Source organism: Wolbachia endosymbiont (group A) of Anomoia purmunda (assembly GCF_947251545.1).
In the GTDB taxonomy this organism is placed as follows: domain Bacteria; phylum Pseudomonadota; class Alphaproteobacteria; order Rickettsiales; family Anaplasmataceae; genus Wolbachia.
The window spans coordinates 235,941-258,648 of the sequence record NZ_OX366362.1 but is presented as its reverse complement, the minus strand read 5'-3'; the positions used below and the strand labels follow the sequence as shown (position 1 = coordinate 258,648).

General features: G+C 35.9%; 19 protein-coding genes, 1 tRNA gene and 2 pseudogenes. 14 read left to right on the top strand and 8 right to left on the bottom strand.

The annotated features are described in order from the left end of the window. Nucleotides 1–18: 18 nt before the first annotated feature. Nucleotides 19–998 (bottom strand): annotated as a pseudogene (locus OPR57_RS01315) (transposase); the annotation flags it as partial. An 18-nt stretch (nucleotides 999–1,016) separates the two neighbouring features. Continuing rightward, nucleotides 1,017–1,828, bottom strand: a pseudogene (locus tag OPR57_RS01310) (IS5 family transposase). Between the two features lie 601 nt (nucleotides 1,829–2,429). Here OPR57_RS01310 and dnaE point away from each other — a divergent pair. The 8 genes from dnaE to OPR57_RS01270 all read left to right on the top strand — a co-directional run bounded on the left by dnaE (nucleotide 2,430) and on the right by OPR57_RS01270 (nucleotide 9,249). Next, complete coding sequence (gene dnaE / locus OPR57_RS01305) at nucleotides 2,430–5,759, top strand: DNA polymerase III subunit alpha (RefSeq protein WP_265036881.1); 3,330 nt, start codon at nucleotides 2,430–2,432, stop codon at nucleotides 5,757–5,759. Nucleotides 5,760–5,807: 48 nt separating this feature from the next. Next, on the top strand, nucleotides 5,808–6,581 hold the full coding sequence (rpsF, locus tag OPR57_RS01300) for a 30S ribosomal protein S6 (protein WP_265036879.1): 774 nt from the start codon (nucleotides 5,808–5,810) through the stop codon (nucleotides 6,579–6,581). After that, nucleotides 6,581–6,856: a 30S ribosomal protein S18 gene (gene rpsR / locus OPR57_RS01295; RefSeq protein ID WP_007548890.1), complete on the top strand. Its 276-nt coding sequence runs from the start codon at nucleotides 6,581–6,583 to the stop codon at nucleotides 6,854–6,856. Before rpsF ends, rpsR begins: the two co-directional genes overlap by 1 nt. A 7-nt stretch (nucleotides 6,857–6,863) precedes the next feature. Then, nucleotides 6,864–7,418, top strand: a complete 555-nt coding sequence (gene rplI / locus OPR57_RS01290; protein WP_265036877.1) for a 50S ribosomal protein L9 — start codon at nucleotides 6,864–6,866, stop codon at nucleotides 7,416–7,418. Between the two features lie 6 nt (nucleotides 7,419–7,424). Then, complete coding sequence (locus OPR57_RS01285; protein ID WP_265036875.1) at nucleotides 7,425–7,658, top strand: hypothetical protein; 234 nt, start codon at nucleotides 7,425–7,427, stop codon at nucleotides 7,656–7,658. Beyond that, a complete protein-coding gene (locus tag OPR57_RS01280) occupies nucleotides 7,655–7,888 on the top strand; it encodes a hypothetical protein (protein ID WP_265036873.1) in 234 nt (77 codons plus the stop codon). Before OPR57_RS01285 ends, OPR57_RS01280 begins: the two co-directional genes overlap by 4 nt. Continuing rightward, nucleotides 7,885–9,177: an adenylosuccinate lyase gene (purB, locus tag OPR57_RS01275; protein ID WP_265036871.1), complete on the top strand. Its 1,293-nt coding sequence runs from the start codon at nucleotides 7,885–7,887 to the stop codon at nucleotides 9,175–9,177. Before OPR57_RS01280 ends, purB begins: the two co-directional genes overlap by 4 nt. Continuing rightward, nucleotides 9,177–9,249, top strand: a tRNA-Met gene (locus OPR57_RS01270). The genes purB and OPR57_RS01270 overlap by 1 nt, the downstream gene beginning before the upstream one ends. A 187-nt stretch (nucleotides 9,250–9,436) precedes the next feature. Here OPR57_RS01270 and OPR57_RS01265 read toward each other — a convergent pair. After that, nucleotides 9,437–10,717 carry an iron-containing alcohol dehydrogenase gene (locus tag OPR57_RS01265; RefSeq protein ID WP_320157501.1) on the bottom strand — a complete coding sequence of 427 codons (1,281 nt, stop codon included), beginning with the start codon at nucleotides 10,715–10,717 and terminating at the stop codon, nucleotides 9,437–9,439. A gap of 42 nt (nucleotides 10,718–10,759) precedes the next feature. Between OPR57_RS01265 and dapE the strand changes: the two genes are divergently transcribed. The 5 genes from dapE to OPR57_RS01235 all read left to right on the top strand — a co-directional run bounded on the left by dapE (nucleotide 10,760) and on the right by OPR57_RS01235 (nucleotide 15,748). After that, nucleotides 10,760–11,956, top strand: a complete 1,197-nt coding sequence (gene dapE, locus OPR57_RS01255) for a succinyl-diaminopimelate desuccinylase (protein WP_265036866.1) — start codon at nucleotides 10,760–10,762, stop codon at nucleotides 11,954–11,956. A gap of 450 nt (nucleotides 11,957–12,406) precedes the next feature. After that, on the top strand, nucleotides 12,407–12,646 hold the full coding sequence (locus OPR57_RS07985) for a hypothetical protein (RefSeq protein ID WP_265036865.1): 240 nt from the start codon (nucleotides 12,407–12,409) through the stop codon (nucleotides 12,644–12,646). A gap of 90 nt (nucleotides 12,647–12,736) precedes the next feature. Next, entirely contained in the window at nucleotides 12,737–13,336 is a 600-nt protein-coding gene (locus tag OPR57_RS01245; protein WP_265036863.1) for a peroxiredoxin, read from the top strand. Beyond that, nucleotides 13,323–14,252 carry a thioredoxin-disulfide reductase gene (gene trxB, locus OPR57_RS01240; protein ID WP_265036861.1) on the top strand — a complete coding sequence of 310 codons (930 nt, stop codon included), beginning with the start codon at nucleotides 13,323–13,325 and terminating at the stop codon, nucleotides 14,250–14,252. Before OPR57_RS01245 ends, trxB begins: the two co-directional genes overlap by 14 nt. An 89-nt stretch (nucleotides 14,253–14,341) precedes the next feature. Further along, entirely contained in the window at nucleotides 14,342–15,748 is a 1,407-nt protein-coding gene (locus tag OPR57_RS01235) for an ankyrin repeat domain-containing protein (RefSeq protein ID WP_265036859.1), read from the top strand. A 76-nt stretch (nucleotides 15,749–15,824) separates the two neighbouring features. On the opposite strand, the gene OPR57_RS01230 is transcribed toward OPR57_RS01235, so the two are convergent. From OPR57_RS01230 to icd, 5 genes are all read right to left on the bottom strand, one after another. Further along, nucleotides 15,825–16,901 carry a tyrosine-type recombinase/integrase gene (locus OPR57_RS01230; RefSeq protein ID WP_265036857.1) on the bottom strand — a complete coding sequence of 359 codons (1,077 nt, stop codon included), beginning with the start codon at nucleotides 16,899–16,901 and terminating at the stop codon, nucleotides 15,825–15,827. Between the two features lie 2 nt (nucleotides 16,902–16,903). After that, nucleotides 16,904–18,283, bottom strand: coding sequence for a dihydrolipoyl dehydrogenase (lpdA, locus tag OPR57_RS01225; RefSeq protein WP_265036855.1), 1,380 nt, complete (start codon nucleotides 18,281–18,283; stop codon nucleotides 16,904–16,906). Then, complete coding sequence (locus OPR57_RS01220; protein ID WP_265036853.1) at nucleotides 18,276–19,385, bottom strand: outer membrane protein assembly factor BamB family protein; 1,110 nt, start codon at nucleotides 19,383–19,385, stop codon at nucleotides 18,276–18,278. The genes lpdA and OPR57_RS01220 overlap by 8 nt, the downstream gene beginning before the upstream one ends. Nucleotides 19,386–19,735: 350 nt before the next feature. Then, the gene (nth, locus tag OPR57_RS01215) at nucleotides 19,736–20,374 is read right to left on the bottom strand and encodes an endonuclease III (RefSeq protein ID WP_265036851.1); all 639 of its coding nucleotides are present in this window, start codon (nucleotides 20,372–20,374) and stop codon (nucleotides 19,736–19,738) included. A 27-nt stretch (nucleotides 20,375–20,401) separates the two neighbouring features. Continuing rightward, the gene (gene icd / locus OPR57_RS01210) at nucleotides 20,402–21,838 is read right to left on the bottom strand and encodes an isocitrate dehydrogenase (protein ID WP_265036849.1); all 1,437 of its coding nucleotides are present in this window, start codon (nucleotides 21,836–21,838) and stop codon (nucleotides 20,402–20,404) included. A 148-nt stretch (nucleotides 21,839–21,986) separates the two neighbouring features. Here icd and OPR57_RS01205 point away from each other — a divergent pair, with 148 nt between their 5' ends. Continuing rightward, entirely contained in the window at nucleotides 21,987–22,508 is a 522-nt protein-coding gene (locus OPR57_RS01205) for an RDD family protein (RefSeq protein ID WP_265036847.1), read from the top strand. Nucleotides 22,509–22,708 lie beyond the last annotated feature (200 nt).

Here is a 22,708-nt window from a genome sequence, read left to right as displayed (position 1 = left end):
TCAACTTAAGAGCCTTCATTAGCAAACTCTCCTAAAGACATGATGGCGTTTAGGCTTATCTACTTTATTGCGGCTGTCCCGGTCGGATCTTAACTTTAGCGCGTATACTTAAAAAGGGCTTGAAAGTTTTTTGGCGCAACAAGCACTTGATAAAGTTTCTGTCTCACCACACCAAATAAAACTGAAAAATTTAAACGATACTCAGCAATTTGATCTGGGTTCCAAGGCCCTTGTGCATCACACATATGAAGCGATAATATATTGCACATGACCAAATTTGCCCAAAATTCTTGTAATACAGCCTCTCCAGAAAAATTCTCTAACTCTGCTCCTACTTTGAGTCGTTTATAGCACTCCTCTATGTGCCACCTTAATACATAAGCTTTACTGATATCTTCCAAAGTCTCGATCAAAAACTCTGTTTCTCCGTTGGCTAATGTCAGCACTACAACTCTTACTTTCTGTCCTTCCATTTTATTTTTTAGCTTTTCATTTTCTAATATAAAATCAAAATCTAATTCGCCAGCGTTCCCATAGCTTGCTATAATTTCTTTTTTGCAAGCGAAAAATAAAATCTACTTCCAAATCATAATGCTGCTGAATGATTTTACTGAAGACGATCATAGATAAATAATAATTTCTCTTGATTTAACGAACGCATTTGAGTGATAACTTCGGGTAATTGCTCTTCCGCCAACGTTTGTTCACCTATATTCCAAGCCGCAAGACGAGCACTACAAATCAGCGAAGTACACAAATCAACAAACAAATTGCCAATGGTGCCTGTTGTTCCATTTGGTTCAAACTCAGATACAATTTCTTCAGAGTTGAATACCAGAACCATCTGCTGCAATAAGTCTATAGCCTCTCCAACTCAGGTTCATCCTGATAGGCTGTTTGGATGCTTAAATTCTTGAAAGCCTGTATGGCAAATCTTATACCTTGCTTTAGAAAAAGCTTGCTTTGAGGGTACATGTCAATGGCTCCATAAGTTCACATTAGACTTCTTTCAAAATTCATGTAGGGAGCTCAAAATTGTGAATTGCAGCAATCAAATTAAACCTTAAACCAAAACGTTTTCGTCGGTTTCTATACCTGTCCGAGATGATTTTAAACCTTTTCAATTACGTTTTCAACAATTGCCCTTTGGCTCATAAGTGCCCTGTTCTCTTTTTTTTGTTCTTTGCTTAACGGATTCTTTTTCGTTTTCCTGTGCGGTAATACAACATTTTTGTGTATCTTCTGCATTCCCCTGTAGCCGGCATCAGCTAAGATTTTAGTTTGCGGCAATACTGCTACCTTTGATTCTCTAAACATCCGTGTTTTCTACCATTCGAGAAAGATGTGCATATGACTTTTCTACTCTTCTTCTCTGTTACTATTTGTGTTTTTATAGTATGCCTTTTTTTCTTTCCAGAGTAGAAGGGCTTTTGCTTTTTTTTGGTCTCTCTACTGGCGTTTCAGTTCCGTCTATTACTAAAACTTCATATTCTACATCACTCTTTAATAGCTCTTTTTTTCCTGGTAATGCAAAATCTGGATGTTTTATTAATATGTCTTCTACCCATCTTATTATTTTAAAACTGTTACTTTCACTCATGCCATAGCTTTGCCCAATATGAAAATATGTACGATATTCTCTTATATATTCCAGTGCCATAAGTAGCCTGTCTTCTATGCAAAGTTTACTTTTTCTTCCACTTCTAGCTTTTTTTCTTTTATCCTCCACTTCTAGAATTTCTACCATTCGCTCAAATGTTGCTTTTTTTACCCCTGTTAAACGTCGAAACTTTTCTCCTTCTAACTTTTCTATTTCCTTATATTTCATGCTTTCAAATACTTCATCTTACACTCCCTCTAACAATTTTGAAAGAAGTCTATTTACCAGATAAAAAAAAAGGCAAAAGAAGCCCTGGGGTTATTATCCGCTTTAAAATATTGGCGTTTTTTATGTTTTAAACGCTTGACAAGCAAGATTAAGCTGCTTTTAATTGCAACTAACTTACGCTGCAAATGTTTAAGGAATTTACCAAGCAGAAAAAAAGACAAAGAATCCCCGAGTTAGCTAGTCTTTTACTATCTCTGTCGAGTATTGGCATTTTTTGATGTCTTGTAACGCTTTATAAGCGCGTTCAGCTTATTTAGATAAAAATCTAGATGTAGATGAAGTTTTGTAAAGACATACAGTATCTATATACTGCAAAAAATTAAACATAAGACGCCGATACATTAAGTAATCCTTACCTTTTAATCTGCAGATTGGCGAAAGCAAATACAATAGCTTCACTATCATGATAAGGGGACTGGTGAAGGGTGTCAAGTAAGTTTTTGTATTTTAATTTTAGAATTTTATAGGCTTTTGTTCTCATGAAAATTATGTTCTCATGAGTAAATTAATGTTATCCTTTTTTATTGATCTAAAGTTTTTTATGTTCATACACTTGCGTGTTCATAGTGTTTATTCGCTGCTTGAAAGCTCGGTTAAAATTGAGGAGCTGATCGGCCTTTGTTTGCGAAATAAAATGCCAGCGGTTGCAATTACTGATTCAGGTAACTTGTTTGGCTCGCTCGAGTTTTCAGAATATGCGGCAAGTAGGGGAATACAGCTAATAATAGGATGCAATATTATAGTTAAACATTCAGAACAAAATTTACCTATATTATTGCTTGCAAAAAATGAGCAAGGGTACACTAATTTAGTCACTTTGGTGAGTGAGTCTTTTAGAAAGCGCAAGAATAACAGCGATATTCCTTACGTTGATTTTGATGAGCTATTGAATTTAAGTACGGGTCTGATCGCTTTAACCGGTGGATGTTTGGCTCAACTATTGTTGGGGCAAGATAAAGAAACGGTTGAAAAACTGCTTTCAGCATTCAATGGTCATTTATATGTTGAATTGCAGCGTCATGGGTTGAATAAAGAGCTAGAGCTTGAAGAAGCTTTGATAGACTTTGCTTATCAGCGCAATATACCACTGGTTGCAACGAACGATGTGTTTTTTCCAAATAGGTCTGACTATGAGGCTTATGATATATTAACGTGTATATCAGAGGGGAGTTATGCCCTGGAGAATAACAGAAAGAAGTTAACTACCGAGCATTACTTCAAGTCTGTGGCAGAAATGGAGGAGCTGTTCAGCGACGTTCCCGAAGCAATTCATAACACTTTAGTGATAGCTAAGCGGTGCTCTTACATGCCAAGAAGCAGGCAGCCTATTTTGCCTAAATTTCCTTGTCGAGAAAATAAAACTGAGAATGAAGAACTGAGGGAGCAGGCAGTTGCAGGATTAGAATTCCGTATTGCGAATGAGACAGACATAGACCTTAAACAATACTACGATCGGCTGAATTACGAACTGAGTGTGATAACTTCGATGAACTACGCTGGCTACTTTTTGATAGTTTCTGATTTCATTCGTTGGAGCAAAGCAAATGGCATTCCAGTTGGTCCAGGAAGAGGCTCTGGTGCTGGATCAATTGTTGCTTGGGGCTTGCAGATTACAGACCTTGATCCAATAAAGTTTGGCCTAATATTTGAAAGATTTTTGAATCCTGATCGTGTATCGATGCCTGACTTTGATATCGATTTCTGCCAAGAGAAAAGAGACCTGGTTATTGATTACGTTCAGAAAAAATACGGTTACGTTGCTCAAATAATCACTTTTGGAAAATTGCAAGCAAGGGCAGTATTGCGTGATGTTGGTAGAGTATTGCAAATGCCTTACTCTCAAGTGGATAAAATATCTAAAATGGTTCCATTTAATCCAGTAAATCCTGTAACTTTATCACAAGCGATAGAGTTTGATCAAAACCTGCAGAAAGAGCGGGATAGTGATGAGGTAATTGCAAAGCTTCTTGATATATCTCTTAAGCTTGAAGGAATATATCGTCACGTTTCAACTCATGCTGCTGGAATTGTAATATGTGATCAAAAGTTGGAAAATTTTGTTCCTGTGTATTATGATCCAAATTCAGCTTTGCCAATCACTCAATACAGCATGAAATATGTGGAGAAAGCTGGGCTAATAAAATTTGATTTTCTTGGGCTTGGTACGCTAACGCTAATAGATCATGTATGTCGTTTAATTAATCGTGATGGAAAAAAGATTGATATTTCTTCAGTTCCTTTGAATGACCAAAAAACCTATGAGATACTCTCAAGCGGTGATTCAATTGGAGTGTTTCAGCTTGAAAGTTCGGGAATGAGAGAAGCTTTAATTAAACTAAAACCGGACTGCATTGAAGATATTATCGCTTTAATTTCCCTTTATCGTCCAGGACCTATGGATAACATTCCAACTTATATTGCAAGAAAACATGGACTTGAAAAGCCAGATTATATTCATCCGTTACTTGAGGAAGTATTAAAAGAGACATTTGGGGTAATAATTTACCAAGAACAAGTGATGGAAATAGCCCGTATTCTTTCCGGGTATAGCTTAGCGGAAGCAGATTTGCTGAGACGTGCTATGGGTAAGAAAATCAAGGAAGAGATGGATAAACAACGTGAACTTTTCATCCAAGGGGCAACGAAGAATGGCGTTGATTACGACAGGGCAAGTTATATCTTTGACCTTGTTGCAAAATTTGCTGGTTATGGATTCAATAAATCTCATGCTGCAGCATATGCGGTGATATCTTATCAAACGGCTTACCTTAAAGCTAATTATCCATTAGAATTTTTCACAGCCTTGATGAATCTGAATATTGATGATAGAGATAAACTGAATTTATTTTATCATGCAGCAAAGTTTAGTGGCGTTACCGTTCTTCCACCTGATATAAACAAGTCTCAAGCTGAATTCTCAATAGAGGATGAACGCATACGTTATGGTATTGCTGCCTTGAGGAATGTTGGTTTTTCTATAGCGGAAGGAATAGTGAACGTACGTTCAAGCGCTTGTAAGGAAATATGGAAATTCATTCAAAATTCAGGTCATATAATAAATAAGAGAGCGCTAGAAAGCCTGATTAAATCCGGAGCATTCGATAGCGTGCATAAGAACAGAAAGCAGCTATATGAGTCAATGGACACGCTGATTTACTTTGCAAATAAAAACAAACAGGATAGAGAGTCAAGTCAAGCTGCTTTGTTTGGTAGTCTTGATGTCCTCAAACCGAAACTTAAGAATGTGGAAGATTTTGATGAGGAGGCAAAATTAGAACATGAGTTATTTTCACTAGGATTTTATTTAACTAATCATCCGCTTGAAAAATTTAGAACTCTTCTGGAAAAGTTAAATATTGGGTTTATCGGAGAAAATAGAACAGCAAAAACTGCTGGGGTAATATTAAATGCACGTATGAGAACTTCAGAGCGTGGAAGGTTTGTTATCCTCACACTTTCTGATCCCCATAACGTTTCTGAAATAGCATTCTATAATAATGAAATAATAGAAGAAAAAAGAGATTTATTTTCACCAGGAACATTTGTGATAATTGATCTTGAAGCTTCGGAAAATACGACAAGATTAGCAGGCAAGGATATATCTGAGTTTACAAAAAGAGTCACTTCTATAATAAAAGAATTAGTTCTCACCACTGAGTGCACGGATTCGCAAAAAGCCGCTATGGAATTAAACGCGATATTGAAAGATGAAGGCAGAACCAAAATAATGCTAAAACTTCTTCTCGAAAAACATAAAGTGAGCATCTTATTACCAGGTGCATACTCAATTGCTCCTCAAGTTATTTATGAAATATCTAACTTAAGCTGGATTAAAGGCGTAGAAATTAACACAAATAACTTGCTTATATAAAAAAGCTTTATATAATAAAATATTTAATCGGTATTAAAGGAAGATATAGTGAATCTTTATGAATTTACTTTTATAACACAACAAGGATTATTACAGCAAGAAGTAGAGGAGATGGTCCAAGAGCTAGCTATTTCATTGAAAAATATTAAAGCAGATGTTATGTTCCAGCAAATCAGGGATATTCTGAAAAAAGGAAATGACAAGCTTACAACACAAGAGTTAGAAGTGCGTGCTGAAAACATTAAAGAAGGTCTAGTTGCTTACTCTGATTTCTTGGAAGATCTTACAAAAATTTTATGGATTGAATTGGAAGAAGATCTTTCAAATTTGAAAGAAGTGAAGTCAAAAATTGATAAAGAGTTGAAAGATGACCTAAAAGATTTAGGAATAACGCAAGATTTTACAAAATTTCCAGGAGGCAGTACTAAAAGTGCGTTTATCCATAACGCAGTAAATGCTTTGAAGAGAAATATTTCAGAACATCTAATAAAGATTTTTCAAGATATTTTGAAAGATTTTAGAATAAACGGTCCAACTCAATCGAGCAAAGCATTGGAAATGCTTTTGAAAAACATTGAAGCATCAGGATTAATCAAGTATGAATATTGGGGTCTTTTGGATTTTGCATATCAAACAAATAAAATGAAGAGCGGTCATTATTGTATAATGTGCATAAGTTCTACTGCAAGCATTCTGGATGAATTTGTGCGTAGAATGAAACTTAATGAGAACGTTATTCGCCACTTTCCTGTGCAGGTTGATAAAATTTTTGAAGGTAAATCTTATATGATGAATAAACAAATTGAGGAGCAAAGCGCATAATGATGAAAAGACGAAATAGTTTTAATAATTCTTACGTATCTGTAAATAATAGGACTGGCTTTAGGCGTTCTAAAGTTTGCCCTCTTGCTGCGTCTAAAGATGAAGACATAGATTATAAGAATATAGATTTATTATCCAAGTTTACCTCTGACTATGGTAGGATATTACCTAGAAGATTAACAGGCGTATGTGCAAAAAAACAAAGGAAGTTACGCTTAGCGATCATAAGGGCACGTTTTTTAGCTCTTATTCCTTACTGTACTAAAAAAGTTTAGGTAATTTATGTTGATAATTTTAAAGGAAAATATAAGGACTTTAGGTAAGCTTGGTGAAGTTGTCAAAGTTAAACCAGGTTATGCACGTAATTTTCTTTTTCCACAAAGAAAAGCGGTGAAAGCTACCAAGGAAAATTTAACAAAGCTAGAGGAGCAACGTTTATTACTGGAAGAAGAGAATATAAAAAGATTAAATGTAGCAAAAGAGCTTGCATTGTCACTACGTGATAAGTTTGTGGTATTAATAAAGCAAGCTTCAGAGGATGGTAAAATTTTTGGTTCTGTAACAACACGTGAAATTGCAAAAATTTTACTACAAGAAGGACATGTGATAGATCACCGTAGTTTATCTTTTGGTGGAATAAGCATCAAAAACTTGGGTGAATACCAAGTAAACGTAGAATTACATAGTGAAGTAGTAGTACCAATTACTATATACGTCGTGAAATCCGAAACAGATGCAAATGAGCTAAGGCAAGTAAAATTGCAAAATCAGAAGTCTGAGCAACAAGAGGCAGAGCAAGATGCGAATAAAGAATCTACTGATGGTGATGATAGCTGATCAAAGATGATCCCTTGTTATAGCCGAAAAGAAATTTCTGCCATGGCTAAGCTGGTGTCATCCCAGTGCTCCCCTCCTGTCATCCCAGTGCGTGACACTGGGATCCAGTTTATTTCATCATGGACATTATTTTATGCTTCTAGAATCCGTTGTCCATTGAATAATTTGCAAATACTTTTATATCTGGATTCCAGTGTCACGCACTGGAATGACACCATTATTGGAATAAATCAAAAATGATCCCACGCTATAGCCGAAAAGAAATTTCTGCCATGGCTAAGCTGGTGTCATCCCAGTGCTCCCCTCCTGTCATCCCAGTGCGTGACACTGGGATCCAGTTTATTTCATCATGGACATTATTTTATGCTTCTAGAATCCGTTGTCCATTGAATGATTTGCAAATACTTTTATATCTGGATTCCAGTGTCACGCACTGGAATGACACCATTATTGGAGTAAATCAAAAATGATCCCACGCTATAGCCGAAAAGAAATGTCTGAGATTTGGGAAGAGAGCAACAAGTTTAATATATGGCTTAAAATAGAAAAATTAGCGTGTGAAGCTCAAGCAAAGTTAGGAGTGATTCCGAATAATATTGCTGAGAACCTCTCTGGTGCTATTGAATTTGATGTTGAATGTATCAACGAAATTGAATCCATTGTAAAACATGATGTTATAGCTTTTCTGACATATGTTGCTGAAAAAGCGGGAGTTGATGTTCGGTATCTACACTATGGAATGACAAGTTCTGACGTTTTGGATACATGCCTTGCGGTGCAGTTGAAAGAGTCATGTGATATTTTACTCGAGAATCTAAAAAATTTACTTGTAGCATTGAAAAAAAAAGCTGAGGACTATAAAGATATTGTTTGTGTTGGGCGCAGTCATGGAATGCATGCAGAACCAACAACTCTTGGATTAAAATTTGCTAGATTTTATGCTGAATTTAAACGCAATGATCAGAGATTAATTAGCGCGCAAAAAGAGATCTCAATTTGTAAAATATCAGGTGCAGTAGGTAATTTTGCAAATGTTGATCCGTTTGTTGAAGAGTATGTAGCGAAAGAAATGGGACTCATACCTGAAACCATATCGTCTCAAGTCATTCCTCGTGATAGACATGCCATGTTCTTTTCGGTTTTGGGAGTGATTGCAAGCTCAATAGAAAATATTGCAATTGAAATTCGTCATTTGCAAAGAACTGAAATCGGCGAAATTTCTGAGCATTTTTCCACTGGGCAGAAGGGAAGCTCTGCTATGCCACACAAATGTAATCCTATTTTAAGTGAAAATCTGACTGGACTCTCACGTTTAATACGCAGTTATGTTTTTCCTGCGTTAGAAAATGTTGCATTGTGGCACGAACGTGATATATCACACTCGTCTGTGGAAAGATGCATTGCTCCTGATGCTTGTATAACAATGGATTTTGCTTTAGTGCGATTAACAGATTTGATAGATAAATTGGTGATCAATAAGGAAAACATTGAAAAGAACTTAAATTCTTCAAAAGGTTTAGTTTTCTCACAGCGTGTATTGCTTGAGTTAGTAAATAGTGGTTTGGCGAGAGAAGAGGCGTATAAAATTGTTCAGAGCAGTGCAATGAAAGTGAAACAAAACAACAGTAATTTTCTGGCCGAATTGAAACAAGATAAACCCTTACTTAAGGTTATTAACTCGGAAAAACTTGAATCTTTGTTTGATTTGAAGTATTATACGAAACATATAGATCATGTGTATAATAAGGTTTTTAATTAGGCTGAGTAGCTCAGTTGGTAGAGCAGGAGGATCATAATCTCTTGGTCGGGGGTTCAAGTCCCTCCTCAGCCACTCGAAATAAACTATGTTTAGCAAAGCAGTGCTATTGGTGAAACCCAGTGTCAGCTAATTGAAATGGTTACGTTCAGTTGTGTATCCACTCAAGTGTACAGTTTAGAGGACAATGGATAAGAGATTGTGAAAAGGGTTTAGCTTTTGGCCTATGATCTCTTTAAATGACAGAATTTCACTACAAAACTTAACTTTCTTCTATGCAGTTAGCTAAGTCAAGAAAGGTGAATCTATCTCTTGTTACAAACGCAAGATCGACCACTTTACAATATTGTTCTTTATTCCAACTGAGGTGCTCTGGTAAGTGTGGAATTGATAGATCTTCAAATATTTTTTGCAGGTGTTTTGCAGGTAGTAAATTTTGCTTAATCAAACTGGAAATATTATGCCACTCTTTACAAATAATCTCTTGGATTTTTTGCTGCATAATTTGCTTCTGTTCAAAAGTTCTTACAAATTCGATATTACCAAAGCACTGAGTTATATGTTTTACATCTAAAGTGGTCGGTTTGATAATCGGGTTTTGTATTGATAATATCTTTTCCTGCAAATTAGCCATGGTAATCGTCGTAACAGCAATTTTTTCGCCATGTAGTGAAGAATAATCTTTTGTTACCATTTCCATTGCGTGAGCTATCATATGCTCTCCTTGGCTTGCAGAATAGCTGCCTTTTGATATTACCATTCCAAGTCCTGAAATTAATAGAACTTCCATAAGTAATAGGACCTCTTTTCTACTTCTTTTAGTAAGCGCCGTATACTCTCTTAGCAAAATTTGCTCCAAATCGCGAACAAGTGTAAAAGGTAATTCATTGTATTCTGTGCCAAGCAACAAATGAGATAGTAGCCAGTCAGCCTGAACTGTTGAACGACAAATGAAATCTGCAAATCCGCTTAATGTGAGGCGCAATGGTGCATTGGCAAGTATGTCTATATCTATATATACTGCTCTTGGAAGATGTGCTTTGAACGATTTTTTATATCCATTTACTAATATTGAAGCATTTGCAGATGTATATCCATTCATAGAAGCGGCTGTTGGGAACGATATATAATCTTTTTTCTCGAGGTAGCTTGCATATTTGCAGATATCGTTAACGGTGCCGCTACCAAATGCAACTATTAAGTCACTGTCTTTTGCTTTGTTTCTAACTAGATTTACGGTTTCAAGAGAGGCAGCTCTGCTTGGTGTCATGCAAGTAGCTGACACTGGGATCCAGGAAAACAACTTATGGATTCCAGTGTCACGCGCTGGAATGACAGGTGGAGCTGGAATAATTAAGTTAGGAATTTTATCAAATACGTTTTTGTTTAAAAGTTTTGCTGTATTTTCATCTGCAACTAGAAAGATGTCATTTCCGTGTTGTGTGCATATTTCATAGATATCATCAGCAAGGTGGTAATCTGTTATTACTTCCCTTAGAAAAGTTTGTTCGGCTTGATGTAATATTTGTTTTAAATAGTGCATAGAGTGTTTACAATATAGCAATATAATTATTTTAAGGTTGACATGAAAATTGACCCTGTAGAGCTAACGAGGAAATTGATCTCTTTTGAGAGTATAACACCAAGGGACGGCGGGGCAATAGAGTATATAGCAACAATCTTCAAGAAGAGTGGCTTTGATTGTGAAATTTTAGAGTTTGGTGATAAAGTTAAAAATCTTTATGCGAAATATATAAATGGAGTACCAAATTTGTGCTTTGCTGGGCATGTTGATGTTGTGCCACCAGGTCAATTAAAAGATTGGGCATTTGGTCCATTTAATCCAAAAGTGAGAGATGGAATGCTATATGGAAGAGGGGCCGCTGATATGAAAAGCGGAGTAGCTGCATTTATTGCTGCTATGGTAAATTTGATTGCAGAGAAGTTTCAATTTAATGGTTCGATAAGTGCATTGATTACCAGTGCTGAAGAAAGCATGGAAGAATATGGAACAAAGGCAGTTTTGAAATGGATGAAAAGTAAGCAGAAAAAGATAGATTTTTGTGTGGTTGGCGAACCAACCAGTAGTGAGAAATTAGGTGATACCATAAAAATAGGCAGAAGAGGTTCTGTAACATTTGAATTAATTTGCCATGGAAAACAAGGGCACGTTGCCTACCCAGACCTAGCAGATAATCCAATATATAAGGTAATATCGATATTGAGTAAGGTAAAAAATACTACTTTTGATCATGGTAATAAATATTTTCAGCCTTCACATTGCGAAGTTACTACTATCGATGTTGGAAATAATACTAGCAATCTAATACCTTGTTCAGCAACTACACGTCTTAACATTCGATATAACAATGAACAAACACCGGGTGGCTTATATAAGCTGATTGATGAAATATGCTCCAGTGTAACTAGCGATTATAAACTTTCTGTGCATAGCAGCAGGGACGTTTTTCTCTCTATTCCCGATAGAAATACTGATATTATGCTTGATGCGATAAATAAAGTTACCAGTATTGATGCTGTGCTGAGCACAAGTGGTGGCACATCTGACGCTGCGTTTATCAAAGATGTTTGTCCAGTGATTGAATTTGGTATAATCAACAAAACCGCACATCAGATAAACGAATGCGTATTAGTAAACGATATACACAAGTTAACAGCTATATATAAGGAGTTTATAGAAAATTATTTCAATCCCACTAATAAAATATTGAATCAGGTCAACGTAGTTAGTAATATATCTGGTGGTCCATTGTTAGCTTAGATGTAATCAGATCTCTTGCATAACTGTTGTTTGAATAATAACTTGTATCATTCCAGCATGTGACGTTAGAATCCAAAAACCATGAGAGCTACAAAAACTTACTTGACACCCTTCGCCAGCTCCCTTATCATGAAACTGAAGCTATTTATTTATCTTCTCTGTACAGATTAAATGACAAAAAAACTCACGTATCTGGCGTCTCATGTTTAATTTTTTGCACTATGTGCACCTTATGTCTTTATCAAATTTCTAGGTTTTTACCTATACAAGCTGAAATACGCTTATAAAGCGTTCAAGACATCACCCAACGTCAAATTTTAAAATAGAGAGTGAATAACTAGCTACTGCGGGTTTTCTATGCCTTTTTTTTCATTTGGTAAATTTCTTAATGTTTGTAGCTAACATGAACAAACATTTGAGAGTAACTTCCGCTAGTAGGGTGTCATCCCAGTGCTCCTTTTTTTGTCATCCCAGTGCTTGACACTGGGATCCAGCTTTCCATATAATCTCATCAAAAATGTTTATTTTCTAGCTACTTTTATACTTATCAACTCAGTATGCTTACTTACAATTAAAATTCCTGGATCCCAGTGTCTGGGCACTGGGATGACAGGGGAGGGAGGCTACTTGAATGACACCATTCTTTTTCCTGGATTGTATCTTATCGGTAAAAAAAGAAGAGCTATTTGAGGAAGTTTTTATAGGACTAAAACTAAAGAAAACTTGCATATAAATTCATCAAGTGTAAAATTAGAGTTGTTTTAAAAGAATAGGTCAATTATGAATCTTGTAACAAAATCTGCTATCGATTTTACTGCTTCAGCCGTTCTCTCTGGCGGAGAAATTGTTGATGATTTCTGTCTGAGTAAGCGCATAAAAAATAAGTATGCTGTCCTTTTTTTCTATCCACTTGATTTTACCTTTGTCTGTCCAACTGAGTTGATATCATTTAGCAATAAAATAGAGGATTTTTCAAAACGTGGTGTTGAAGTTATAGGAGTAAGTGTAGATTCAAAGTTCTCACATTGTAAGTGGCGAAAAACTCCAGTTAATGATGGTGGTATTGGAGAGATTAGCTACACTTTAGTGTCTGATATCAAAAAGTTTATATCAAGAGACTATGGGGTCTTGTATGATGACTCAATTGCGCTGAGAGCAACTTTCGTTATTGATGATAAATTTATTGTACGTCATCAATCGATAAATGATTTGCCTTTAGGGCGTAATATTGATGAGTTTATTAGAATCGTTGACGCAATTAAACATAATGAGGAGCATGGTGAAGTGTGTCCAGCAGGGTGGAAAAAAGGTAAGCCAGCAATGCAGGCAAGTGATGAAGGAGTAGCTGATTATCTAAACTCATACAGTGAAGAATTATAAATTTAGTACAAAAGTTCTTATTATTGGATCTGGAGCAGCGGGTTATGCTGCTGCTATATATGCAGCACGTGCAAACTTAGAGCCAATTGTAGTAACGGGAATGCAGCCTGGTGGTCAGCTTACAATTACTACAGATGTTGAAAACTATCCTGGTTTTGTTTCAATACAGGGTCCAGAACTAATGGAGCAAATGAGGTTGCATGCAGAAAAGGTTGGAGCAAAAATAATAGATGATGAGATAAAAAGCGTTGAACAACTTGAGGATTCTAATGAGTATAGGTTTAGATCTTCTGGTAATATCAATGACTACTATTCAGATGCAATTATAATTGCATCTGGTGCGCAAGCAAAATGGCTTGGTCTCAAGAGTGAAAAAGAATTTCAAGGTTACGGAGTTTCAGCTTGTGCAACTTGTGATGGTGCGTTTTTTAGGAATAAAGTTGTAGCCGTGATTGGTGGTGGAAATACCGCTGTTGAAGAGGCGATATTTTTAACTCGATTTGCCAAAGAAGTGATATTAATACACAGGCGTGATAAATTGAGAGCGGAAAAAGTAATGCAAGATAGGCTCTTTAAAAATGATAAAATAAAAGTAATGTGGAACCATACCGTAGAGCAGATTCTTGGAGAAGAAAATCCGAAAAAAGTTACTGGTATTATAGTTAAATCAACAGAATTAAAAGTGGATGGAGTGTTTATTGCAATCGGACACGCACCAAATACGGGTATTTTTAAAGGCTTTGTTGAAATGGATGAGCAGGGTTACATAATTACAAAACCTGGAATAACTTTAACTAGCAGGGCAGGTGTATTTGCTGCAGGTGATGTTCAAGATAAGGTATATCGCCAAGCAGTAGTTGCAGCAGGAACAGGGTGCATGGCTGCACTTGATGCAGAGAAGTTTTTAGAGTCGTAGTTAATTCTAGGATTTTAGATAAATTGCTTGCAATTTTCCTTTTCTTTTACATAATTATATTAGTAAATCATTAATAAAGAGGGTTTAGTATGCCTTATAGAAACGGTGTAGCATATTATGGAGCTTATGGAGGTGGTGATAACACGGCATCGCAAGCTCAAAATTCGACAACTTCAAGACAGCTAAGTGAATCAACAAAAAAGTTATTTGGTGCTATTGATGATGAAAACCTAGAAGCTTTTAAACAAGCTATAGCAGAAGGTGCGAATGTTAATGCGTTTGACAAGGGATATACACCACTAATGACTATTATCATAAATAATGATGACAGTCCTATATGCTTAAAAATGATGATGTTGCTTTTACAACATCAAAGTTTAAATATTAATGCTCAAGAAACTAAAAAACGCAATACAGCTCTACATCTAGCCTTTCTCATGGAAAATAAGGATTTTGTACAGATGTTACTTAGACATCCAGAGTTAGATATAAACGTTGAAAATGACTGTTATGTAATAGGTAATAGGTGCACTCCTAGGAAATATATTGAACAAATTGGGGAAAATCAGAAGAAAGACTTTTCGTATCTTACAATGGAAATAACAAAAGCACAAAAAGGAAAAGAATTATTAGCTGCTCTTTCTAGCGGAAACATTTACCAAGCGAAAAGACTATTAAATCAAGAGCTTAATCCTAATCACTGGAAAAGAAACCAAAATGGAAAAGTAGAAACACCGCTTAGCTTAATTATCAAATCATGTTTACAAGGAATAACACAAGATAACGAAGAAGTATTGACAAAACTTTTAAAACATAAAGACCTAGATTTTAGTCACGAGCGGTATGCACAATTAAAGCAAATAATTGGACAAGCTATTACAGGGCGATTAACCGATACTATTAATAGCAAGGATTTAAATGATGTAAAAAAATTGGTAGAAGATAATTGTTTCATAAATCGTGCAATTGTTACTGCTGCATTGAGGGATGCTAGTGAGCCAACTGAGTCCGTTAAAAATTATCTAAATGAAAAGTTTTCTGCAAGCGCAGTGCAACCTTTAGCAAGTATGAATAATATACCGGTAGATTTTGAGCAATTTGTACAAGAACTTGTAGAAGAACTTGGAAAGACAAAAACTCAACTTGCAGAAACAGAGCAAGAGCTGGATAGGATTGTTCGTGAGAAAGCAAATTGGACAAAGGATTTGAACCAAGAAGAACAAAAAAAGATGGGTCAACGGACAAGGACTCTTGCTGATCAGGTAAATCAACTTACTAAAGAAAATGCTCAACTTCGTACTCAAAATCAAAGTTTAAATGATAAAAACGAAAAATCCTCGCAAGCAATTTCTTCTGGTAGAAAACTAAGCAACTACGCTTCTGCATGTTTTATATTGCTTGGAGTATATACTGTTGTTGCATGTTTAGTAATAGAAGATTATCCAGGGATAATAAGTGCTTTCTTTACAGCAGTTGCACTGGCTTTTTTTTATTAGGATGTTGTAGTTTATATGGAGCAAATACAAGACTTAGTGATGTTGAAAGCACTCAGCTTGGTGATTTAGAACGAAGTTAAGGTTTTGATTTCTTCTCCAAACTCTGCTGAAAATTTTTATACATATTAAAAACATCTTGATAACTGAGGTGAGTGTAAACTTGAGTGGTTTCCAGGCTTGAATGGCCAAGCAGTTGTTGTATTGATCTTATGTCAATATCTTCCTGAAGCAAATGAGTAGCAAAACTATGACGAAATGCATGTGGAGATAAAATTTCTGGTAAATTTAACATTCTCCTTATTTTCTGCAAACGATTAGCCACATAAGTTCTACCCAATTTTTTTCCTCTTACTCCCAAAAAAAGATATTGTGCTTCATTATTAATGCCAAGATAAGGACAGGCTTTTACATATTCCTGTATACATTTTTTTACTACCGGAAGAATGAATACCTGCCTTTGTTTATCTCCTTTACCTGTGATTATTAAGTTTTCGCTACTGATATCACTAACCCTAAGGTTCAACGCTTCACTGATTCTTAAGCCTGCACCATATAGCAGGACAATAATCGCAATTTCTCTTTTTACCACCCAAGGTTCACCCAAGTCAGATAATTTTATTTCTTGTACTAGACTTTTTGCGTTACCTCCTGTCATCCCAGTGCTTGACACTGGGATCCATTCTTCTTCTTTTTTTCTGGATTCCAGCGTCACGCGCTGGAATGACAAAGAAGAGTGAGCCCCATGTAAATAATAGTTATACAAGAAGAAGTCTACTAAAGTTTTTATATCAGGTATTGATAATGCTTTGGGCAGAGTTCTTCTCTGAATTGGCCTTGATAAGGAAAATACAGCTTCATTGTCTATATTGTGGTTGTTTTTTATGTACTTGAAGAAATTTCTGATTACTGAGAGTGCACGAGCGTTAGATCTTGCATTCACACCTCTTGCGTAACGAGAGGTAAGCCAACTTCTTAACTCAGGTATGCTTAAATTTTTCAGAGTACCAACATTTACTTCTCCGCCAATGTGAGTATTTAGGAAACTTATAAGATCCTTCAAGTCCCTCATGTATGACTCTAAAGTGTTTGGTGAATAAGATCTGTTGCACCTCAGCCACTCATACCATTTTTCAATGATTGAACCGAGGTCCACGGTTATTTTTTAAAGAAAGCATCGATGCACGCATCTCGAAAGGCTTCATTTATATCAGGATGAGAGTGACAAATTCTATATATATCCTCTGCTGCTGCGCCATATGCCATTGCAACTGCTGCTTCGTTGATTAGCGTATCAGCGTATGCTCCTATGATATGCACACCTAGTATTGTATCTGCTCTGCTACAAGTCAACACTTTCACGAATCCTTCAGCATCATCAGTTATTTTTGCTCTGCCGTTTGCAGCAAATTGACATTTACCAACTTTGTACTTATGGCCAGCATTTTTGAGTTCCTCTTCGGCTTTACCGATCGAAGAAACCGCAGGGTGAGTGTAAATGACAGATGGTATGATTTCATAATCAACGTGAGGTGACTGTCCTGCTATTATCTCTGCAACTGCCACTCCTTCTTCCTCTGCTTTATGAGCAAGCATTGCTCCACCAATCACATCACCAATAGCAAATATTCCTTTCACATTAGTTTCATATCTGTTGTTAACTTGAACGAAACCGCGATTATCTTTTTCTATTTTTTCAAGACCCTCAGTGCATGGTTTGCGCCCTGCTGCCACCAATACCTTATCCGCCTCTATAGTGTTTGTTTGATTATCTTTTACAGAGCAAACTTTCACACTCAAAGAGTTACTACTTTGTTTTATCTCCTCAACTTTAGTGCTAAGTAAAAATTTTATTCCTTGTTTTTGTAGACTAGAAAGTAGAGACTTACTTAATTCTCCATTCATTGCTGCAGCGATTCTATCAAAAAATTCTACTACAGTGACTTCAGACCCTAGCCTGCTCCATACAGAAGACATTTCAAGCCCTATTGCCCCGGCTCCGATTACGACAAGTTTTTTTGGTACTTCAGTTAAAGACAATGCACCAGTTGATGAAATAATACTTTTCTCATCGATATTAATTCCTGGCAGAGAAATAACGTCAGAACCGGTTGCAATTACTATATTTTTTGCCTTTAACGTCTTTTCTTCAACTGAAACTTCAAGATTACCTTGGTCAAAAGAAGTAATTTTCCCAAGCTCATTGATTTTAGTGATTTTATGAAGGTTAAATAGATATTCTATACCTTTTCCAAGTTCCTGAACTCTGGCATCCTTATAGCCTAGCATTTCTTTTAAGTCGAAACTTGCGTCCTTAATTTTTATGCCAAGCTTTGACAGATCATTTTTCGTGTGAGCATACTGATAGGAAGAATGGAGCAATGCTTTGGAGGGTATGCACCCAACCCGCAGGCACGTACCACCAAAAATGCTATTTTTATCTATGCAGGCAACTTTCAATCCAAGTTTTGCAGCAGCGATAGCACACTTATAACCACCTGGACCACCACCTATAACAATCAGGTCATAATCAATCATAAAGAACAAACCTATTTTCTAAAGAATAAACACCTTTTCCCTCAGTTGTTACATATATTTTATCGTGAGTAAACACTGGAGTGTGAAACACATTACCAGGTACTTTGACTACCTTTCCTGCACTTTCAGATCCCGGAAAAGCAAACATTGAACCTTTATTGTTTGTCACCCACAGTGTATGGGCATGCATAATTGGAGCAAACAATTGCGTATTTTCTATTAAATCAGATGCCCAGACTGTTTCTCCATTTTTTATATCCAGGCCAATTATTTTATCGTCTTTAGTAACTATAAAAATTCTTCCGCCTTCTTTTTGCTCCTTTGGAGGGATAAGAGGACTGTAATATGATTCAATGTTTGATACACTTTTTACTTGCAGTGACTTTGACCATAAAATATTCCCTGATTTTACGTCAATACCATAAATATAAGAATTGTTTGTAGCTATTAAAGTATCGCCAAGCACTCTCGGTGTAGTAGTTACATCTGTGAGCTGTGTATCCAAAAAGTTTGTAGCCAATTTTTGGCTCCACAATTTTTTACCGTCTTCATTAAAAGCTATTAACTCACCATTTGAAAATGGCGCTATTATTTTATCGTTAGAAATTGCTGGCGATATGGAATACAAACCTCGAACCTCATTGATACCGTTTTGATAAGTCCAAACGGAGCTGCCATCTTTTATATCAAACACGTACAGATAATTATCAATAGTCAATACTACCAATTTATTATTTATCACTGCTGCTTTCCCTCTTACTGGAGCTCTCAATTCTTTTTCCCACTCAATCTTGCCAGTTTTTGTGTCTATTGCGTGTAAAGTGTTATCCACTATAAAGAAAACATTTTTTTCATAATGTGATAGGCTCATGTTACCAATTTTTTTCCTATGTGAGAGGTGTAATTTCCAATTCATAGCCTTTGAGTTATCAATATCAAAGGAATATAAAGCACCGTGCTTGTCTGATAAAATAACGCTATTTTCTGTAAGCACTGGAGCTACATACCCTTGAGATAGTTTTTTATCCACTAGACTTATTCTCTCGCTTGCCATTGTGTAACTGCTACACAATAACATTATCATGACAATTATTACTTTCATTATTTATTGAAAACAAGATTCATTAATATACATCTTAAGAACCTTAATTACAACGGAAATGTTCTTGCTGCAAAATTGTATTTTGATATAAGGCCAGTTACAGAGTGCTTCCCTGCTCCATCTAATGCTTAAGCTTAAAATATATAACGTAGATTGCTGTCATCCCGCTGCTTGTTAGCTGATGAGATACCGCGAATGAATCGCGGTATGACGTAGGACTGCTGTCATTCCAGTCTGGGATCTAGTTCTTATTGTACATTTACTTAGTGTAGAGTTAAGTTTCCTGGATCCAAGTAGTCAGGGCACTGAGATGACAAGAAGAGGGCACTTGGATGACAAAAGAAGAAATACTAGACTTTATACCTTTTGCACTCAAATTCACATAAATCATGAATTATGCACGTTTCACACGAAGGTTTCTGTGCTTTGCAAACATATCTACCATGCAAAACTAGCCAATGATGAGCATAAAGCAGGTATTTTTTGGGAACCACATTTAAAAGAGATTGCTCTGTTTTAAACACATCTTTTTCTTTCACAAGCCCAATTCTATTGCTCACTCTAAAAACGTGAGTATCAACCGCCAATGTTGGAATGCCAAGCCCCGAATTTAAGAACACATTAGCGCTCTTTCTCCCCACTCCCGGCAAAGACACCAAATCATCGAAATCAGTAGGCACTTTGCTATTGTACCGCTCAATCAATATTTTGCTGAGCCCGATTATATTTTTTGCTTTGGAATTATATAAACCAATACTGCTTATGCATTTCTTCAGCTCATTTTGTCCCAAGCTCAGCATTTTTTCTGGCGTATCAGCGATATTAAATAGTTCTCTTGTAATTTTGTTAACGCTTACATCAGTTGTCCGTGCTGACAAAACTATCGCAACCAATAATGTAAAATGATTGGTATAATTTAGCTCTATTTTTGGCGCAGGATTTGATTGTTGAAATTTTTCAAATATTAGTTCTACTTTTTTTGAGTCCATTTCATTTACCACACCTCTTTTAAATATTTAAACGAAGAACCCCTCTTTCCCATCATATAAATACAACTTATCCATTCTCACCACGTCAAAGCTATTTTCTTCGAGCTTGATTAGCAAGTTATTTACATCACTATTTGTAATAGCTTGCTTTTCATTATTTGCGATAAACCTAAAGGTTATTTGGTCACTTGAAGGTTTTGAATTTCCTGGCCAAATCGCAAGTCCTTTTGAGTATATTGCTATCATTTGCAGATTACTTGATTCAAATAATCCTACTATTTGATCAACATTACTGGATTTGTCCCAAGCGAGAGTTATATCACTACCCACTAGCTTTTTAACTTTGTAATCTTGTTCGTAATTGTCTTGTACTTTATTTATTTTACTATCCAAATTTATTTTACTATCCGAACCACTGCCAATTATAAGCTCAGCAGGTTTCTTTCCTAAATTATCTATAACAGCTTCTGCAAATTCTTTGGTACCAACTTTCTGTTTACTTCTTTTCTCCTTATACAAATCGGCAGTGTGTATTCCATCCTCCAAAGTCTTCAGCCACGCATCGTAAATTAACTTTGCAGTATTTGCTTGACCGATATAGACCAACATATGCACTGCAGCATTTAAAAGACCAGAAGGATTGGCTATGTTTTTTCCTGCAATATCAGGGGCAGAACCGTGCACTGCTTCAAACATTGCGTATTCATTTCCGATGTTGCTACTTCCGGCAAGCCCCACAGATCCAGAGGTTTGTGCCACAATGTCTGATAATATGTCGCCATATAAGTTCTCGGTTACTATAACATCAAAATTCTCCGGTTCTGTGGCAACACGTGCCATTCCAATATCAACTATATAATGTTCTGCCTTTATATTTGGGTATTCCTTTGCAATGCGATCAAACGCGGCATGGAAAGTTCCGTCAGTCATTTTCATTATGTTATCTTTAGTCAGGCAAGTTACTTTTTTTCTGTTGTGTTTTTTCGCGTATTCAAAAGCGTACCTGCATATCTTCTCTGAGCCAGACCTAGTAATAATTTTAGTGCATTGGTAAGAGTCACCAGTGAGCCTATGCTCTATTCCGGTGTAAACGTCCTCTTCATTTTCGCGTATCACTACGATATCAAACTTATCGAATTTATTTTCTATAACAGGATGATATGAAATGCATGGTCTGATATTTGCATACAACCCTAGATTTTTTCTCAGTGCAACGTTTAAGCTTTTGTGGCCTTTACCTTGAGGAGTTGTTGTCGGAGATTTTAATAATATTTTTGTCCTTTCAATTGATTCCCAACCACTTGGAGAAATTCCGTGAGACCATTCTTTACTGTAAACACGCTCACCTATTTCAATAATATCTATTGAGATTTTCGCTTCTGCTTCGCGCAATATCGACAGCACCGCTTCCATAATTTCTGGTCCGATACCGTCGCCATATGCAACTGTGATTGGTGTTGACATAACTTTCCTAGTTATAAATGATTTAATATTAATTTAAATAATAGAGTGGCACAAGTAGCTAATATTACCCAAGTTAGTATATTTACGGTTATTTAATAACGTATTTTTATATTATATGATGATATTATGAAACATAAGTGAGGCGTATATGAATACTGAAACGAGTGTTAAAGTAAATTATGTAGGGTTTACAAGGCGTACTGTAGCAGCAATACTTGATCAAATCATATTCCTCTTTCCTTTACTTATTGTTATGCTTATATCTTTAGGTAAAGATGATTTTCTTCGAGCATTTAAACAACCAGAAACAGTAACATTATTAGAAGAATTTTTTGTAACAGTCATAATATTGGTACCATTCACAGTATTACAAATATTAATGATAACAAGACTCGGCGGCACTCCAGGAAAGCTGTTGTGTGGCATATGTATTAAAGACGCAAATACATTTAAAAACGTCACTCTAATGCAAGCAACAATAAGATGTATTTTTCAGGGAGGCATTTGGATTATTCATGATTTTCTGTTTTATTCTCTGCCTGATTATGTTTCTGCATGTTTTTTCATTATACTAATTTTAGCTTTAATGTTTGCAATATTTGATCAACGTAAACAAACATTCTATGATAAATTTGCAAGAACAGTAGTAATAGACTATAAATCTAGTTGATATTTTTCTTTATGGTAGTACATGGATAAAAAAGTAAACTACTCAACGATGACAAGACGTACTCTAGCATTTATAGTTGATTGTATTTTATTTATCGCAATACCATTTGGTTTAATGGCGGTGGGTTTCTCACTTACACACGCAATACAAGGGATCATGGATGCAATAATTGTAATCACCACGATTGTATTTTCTTTATT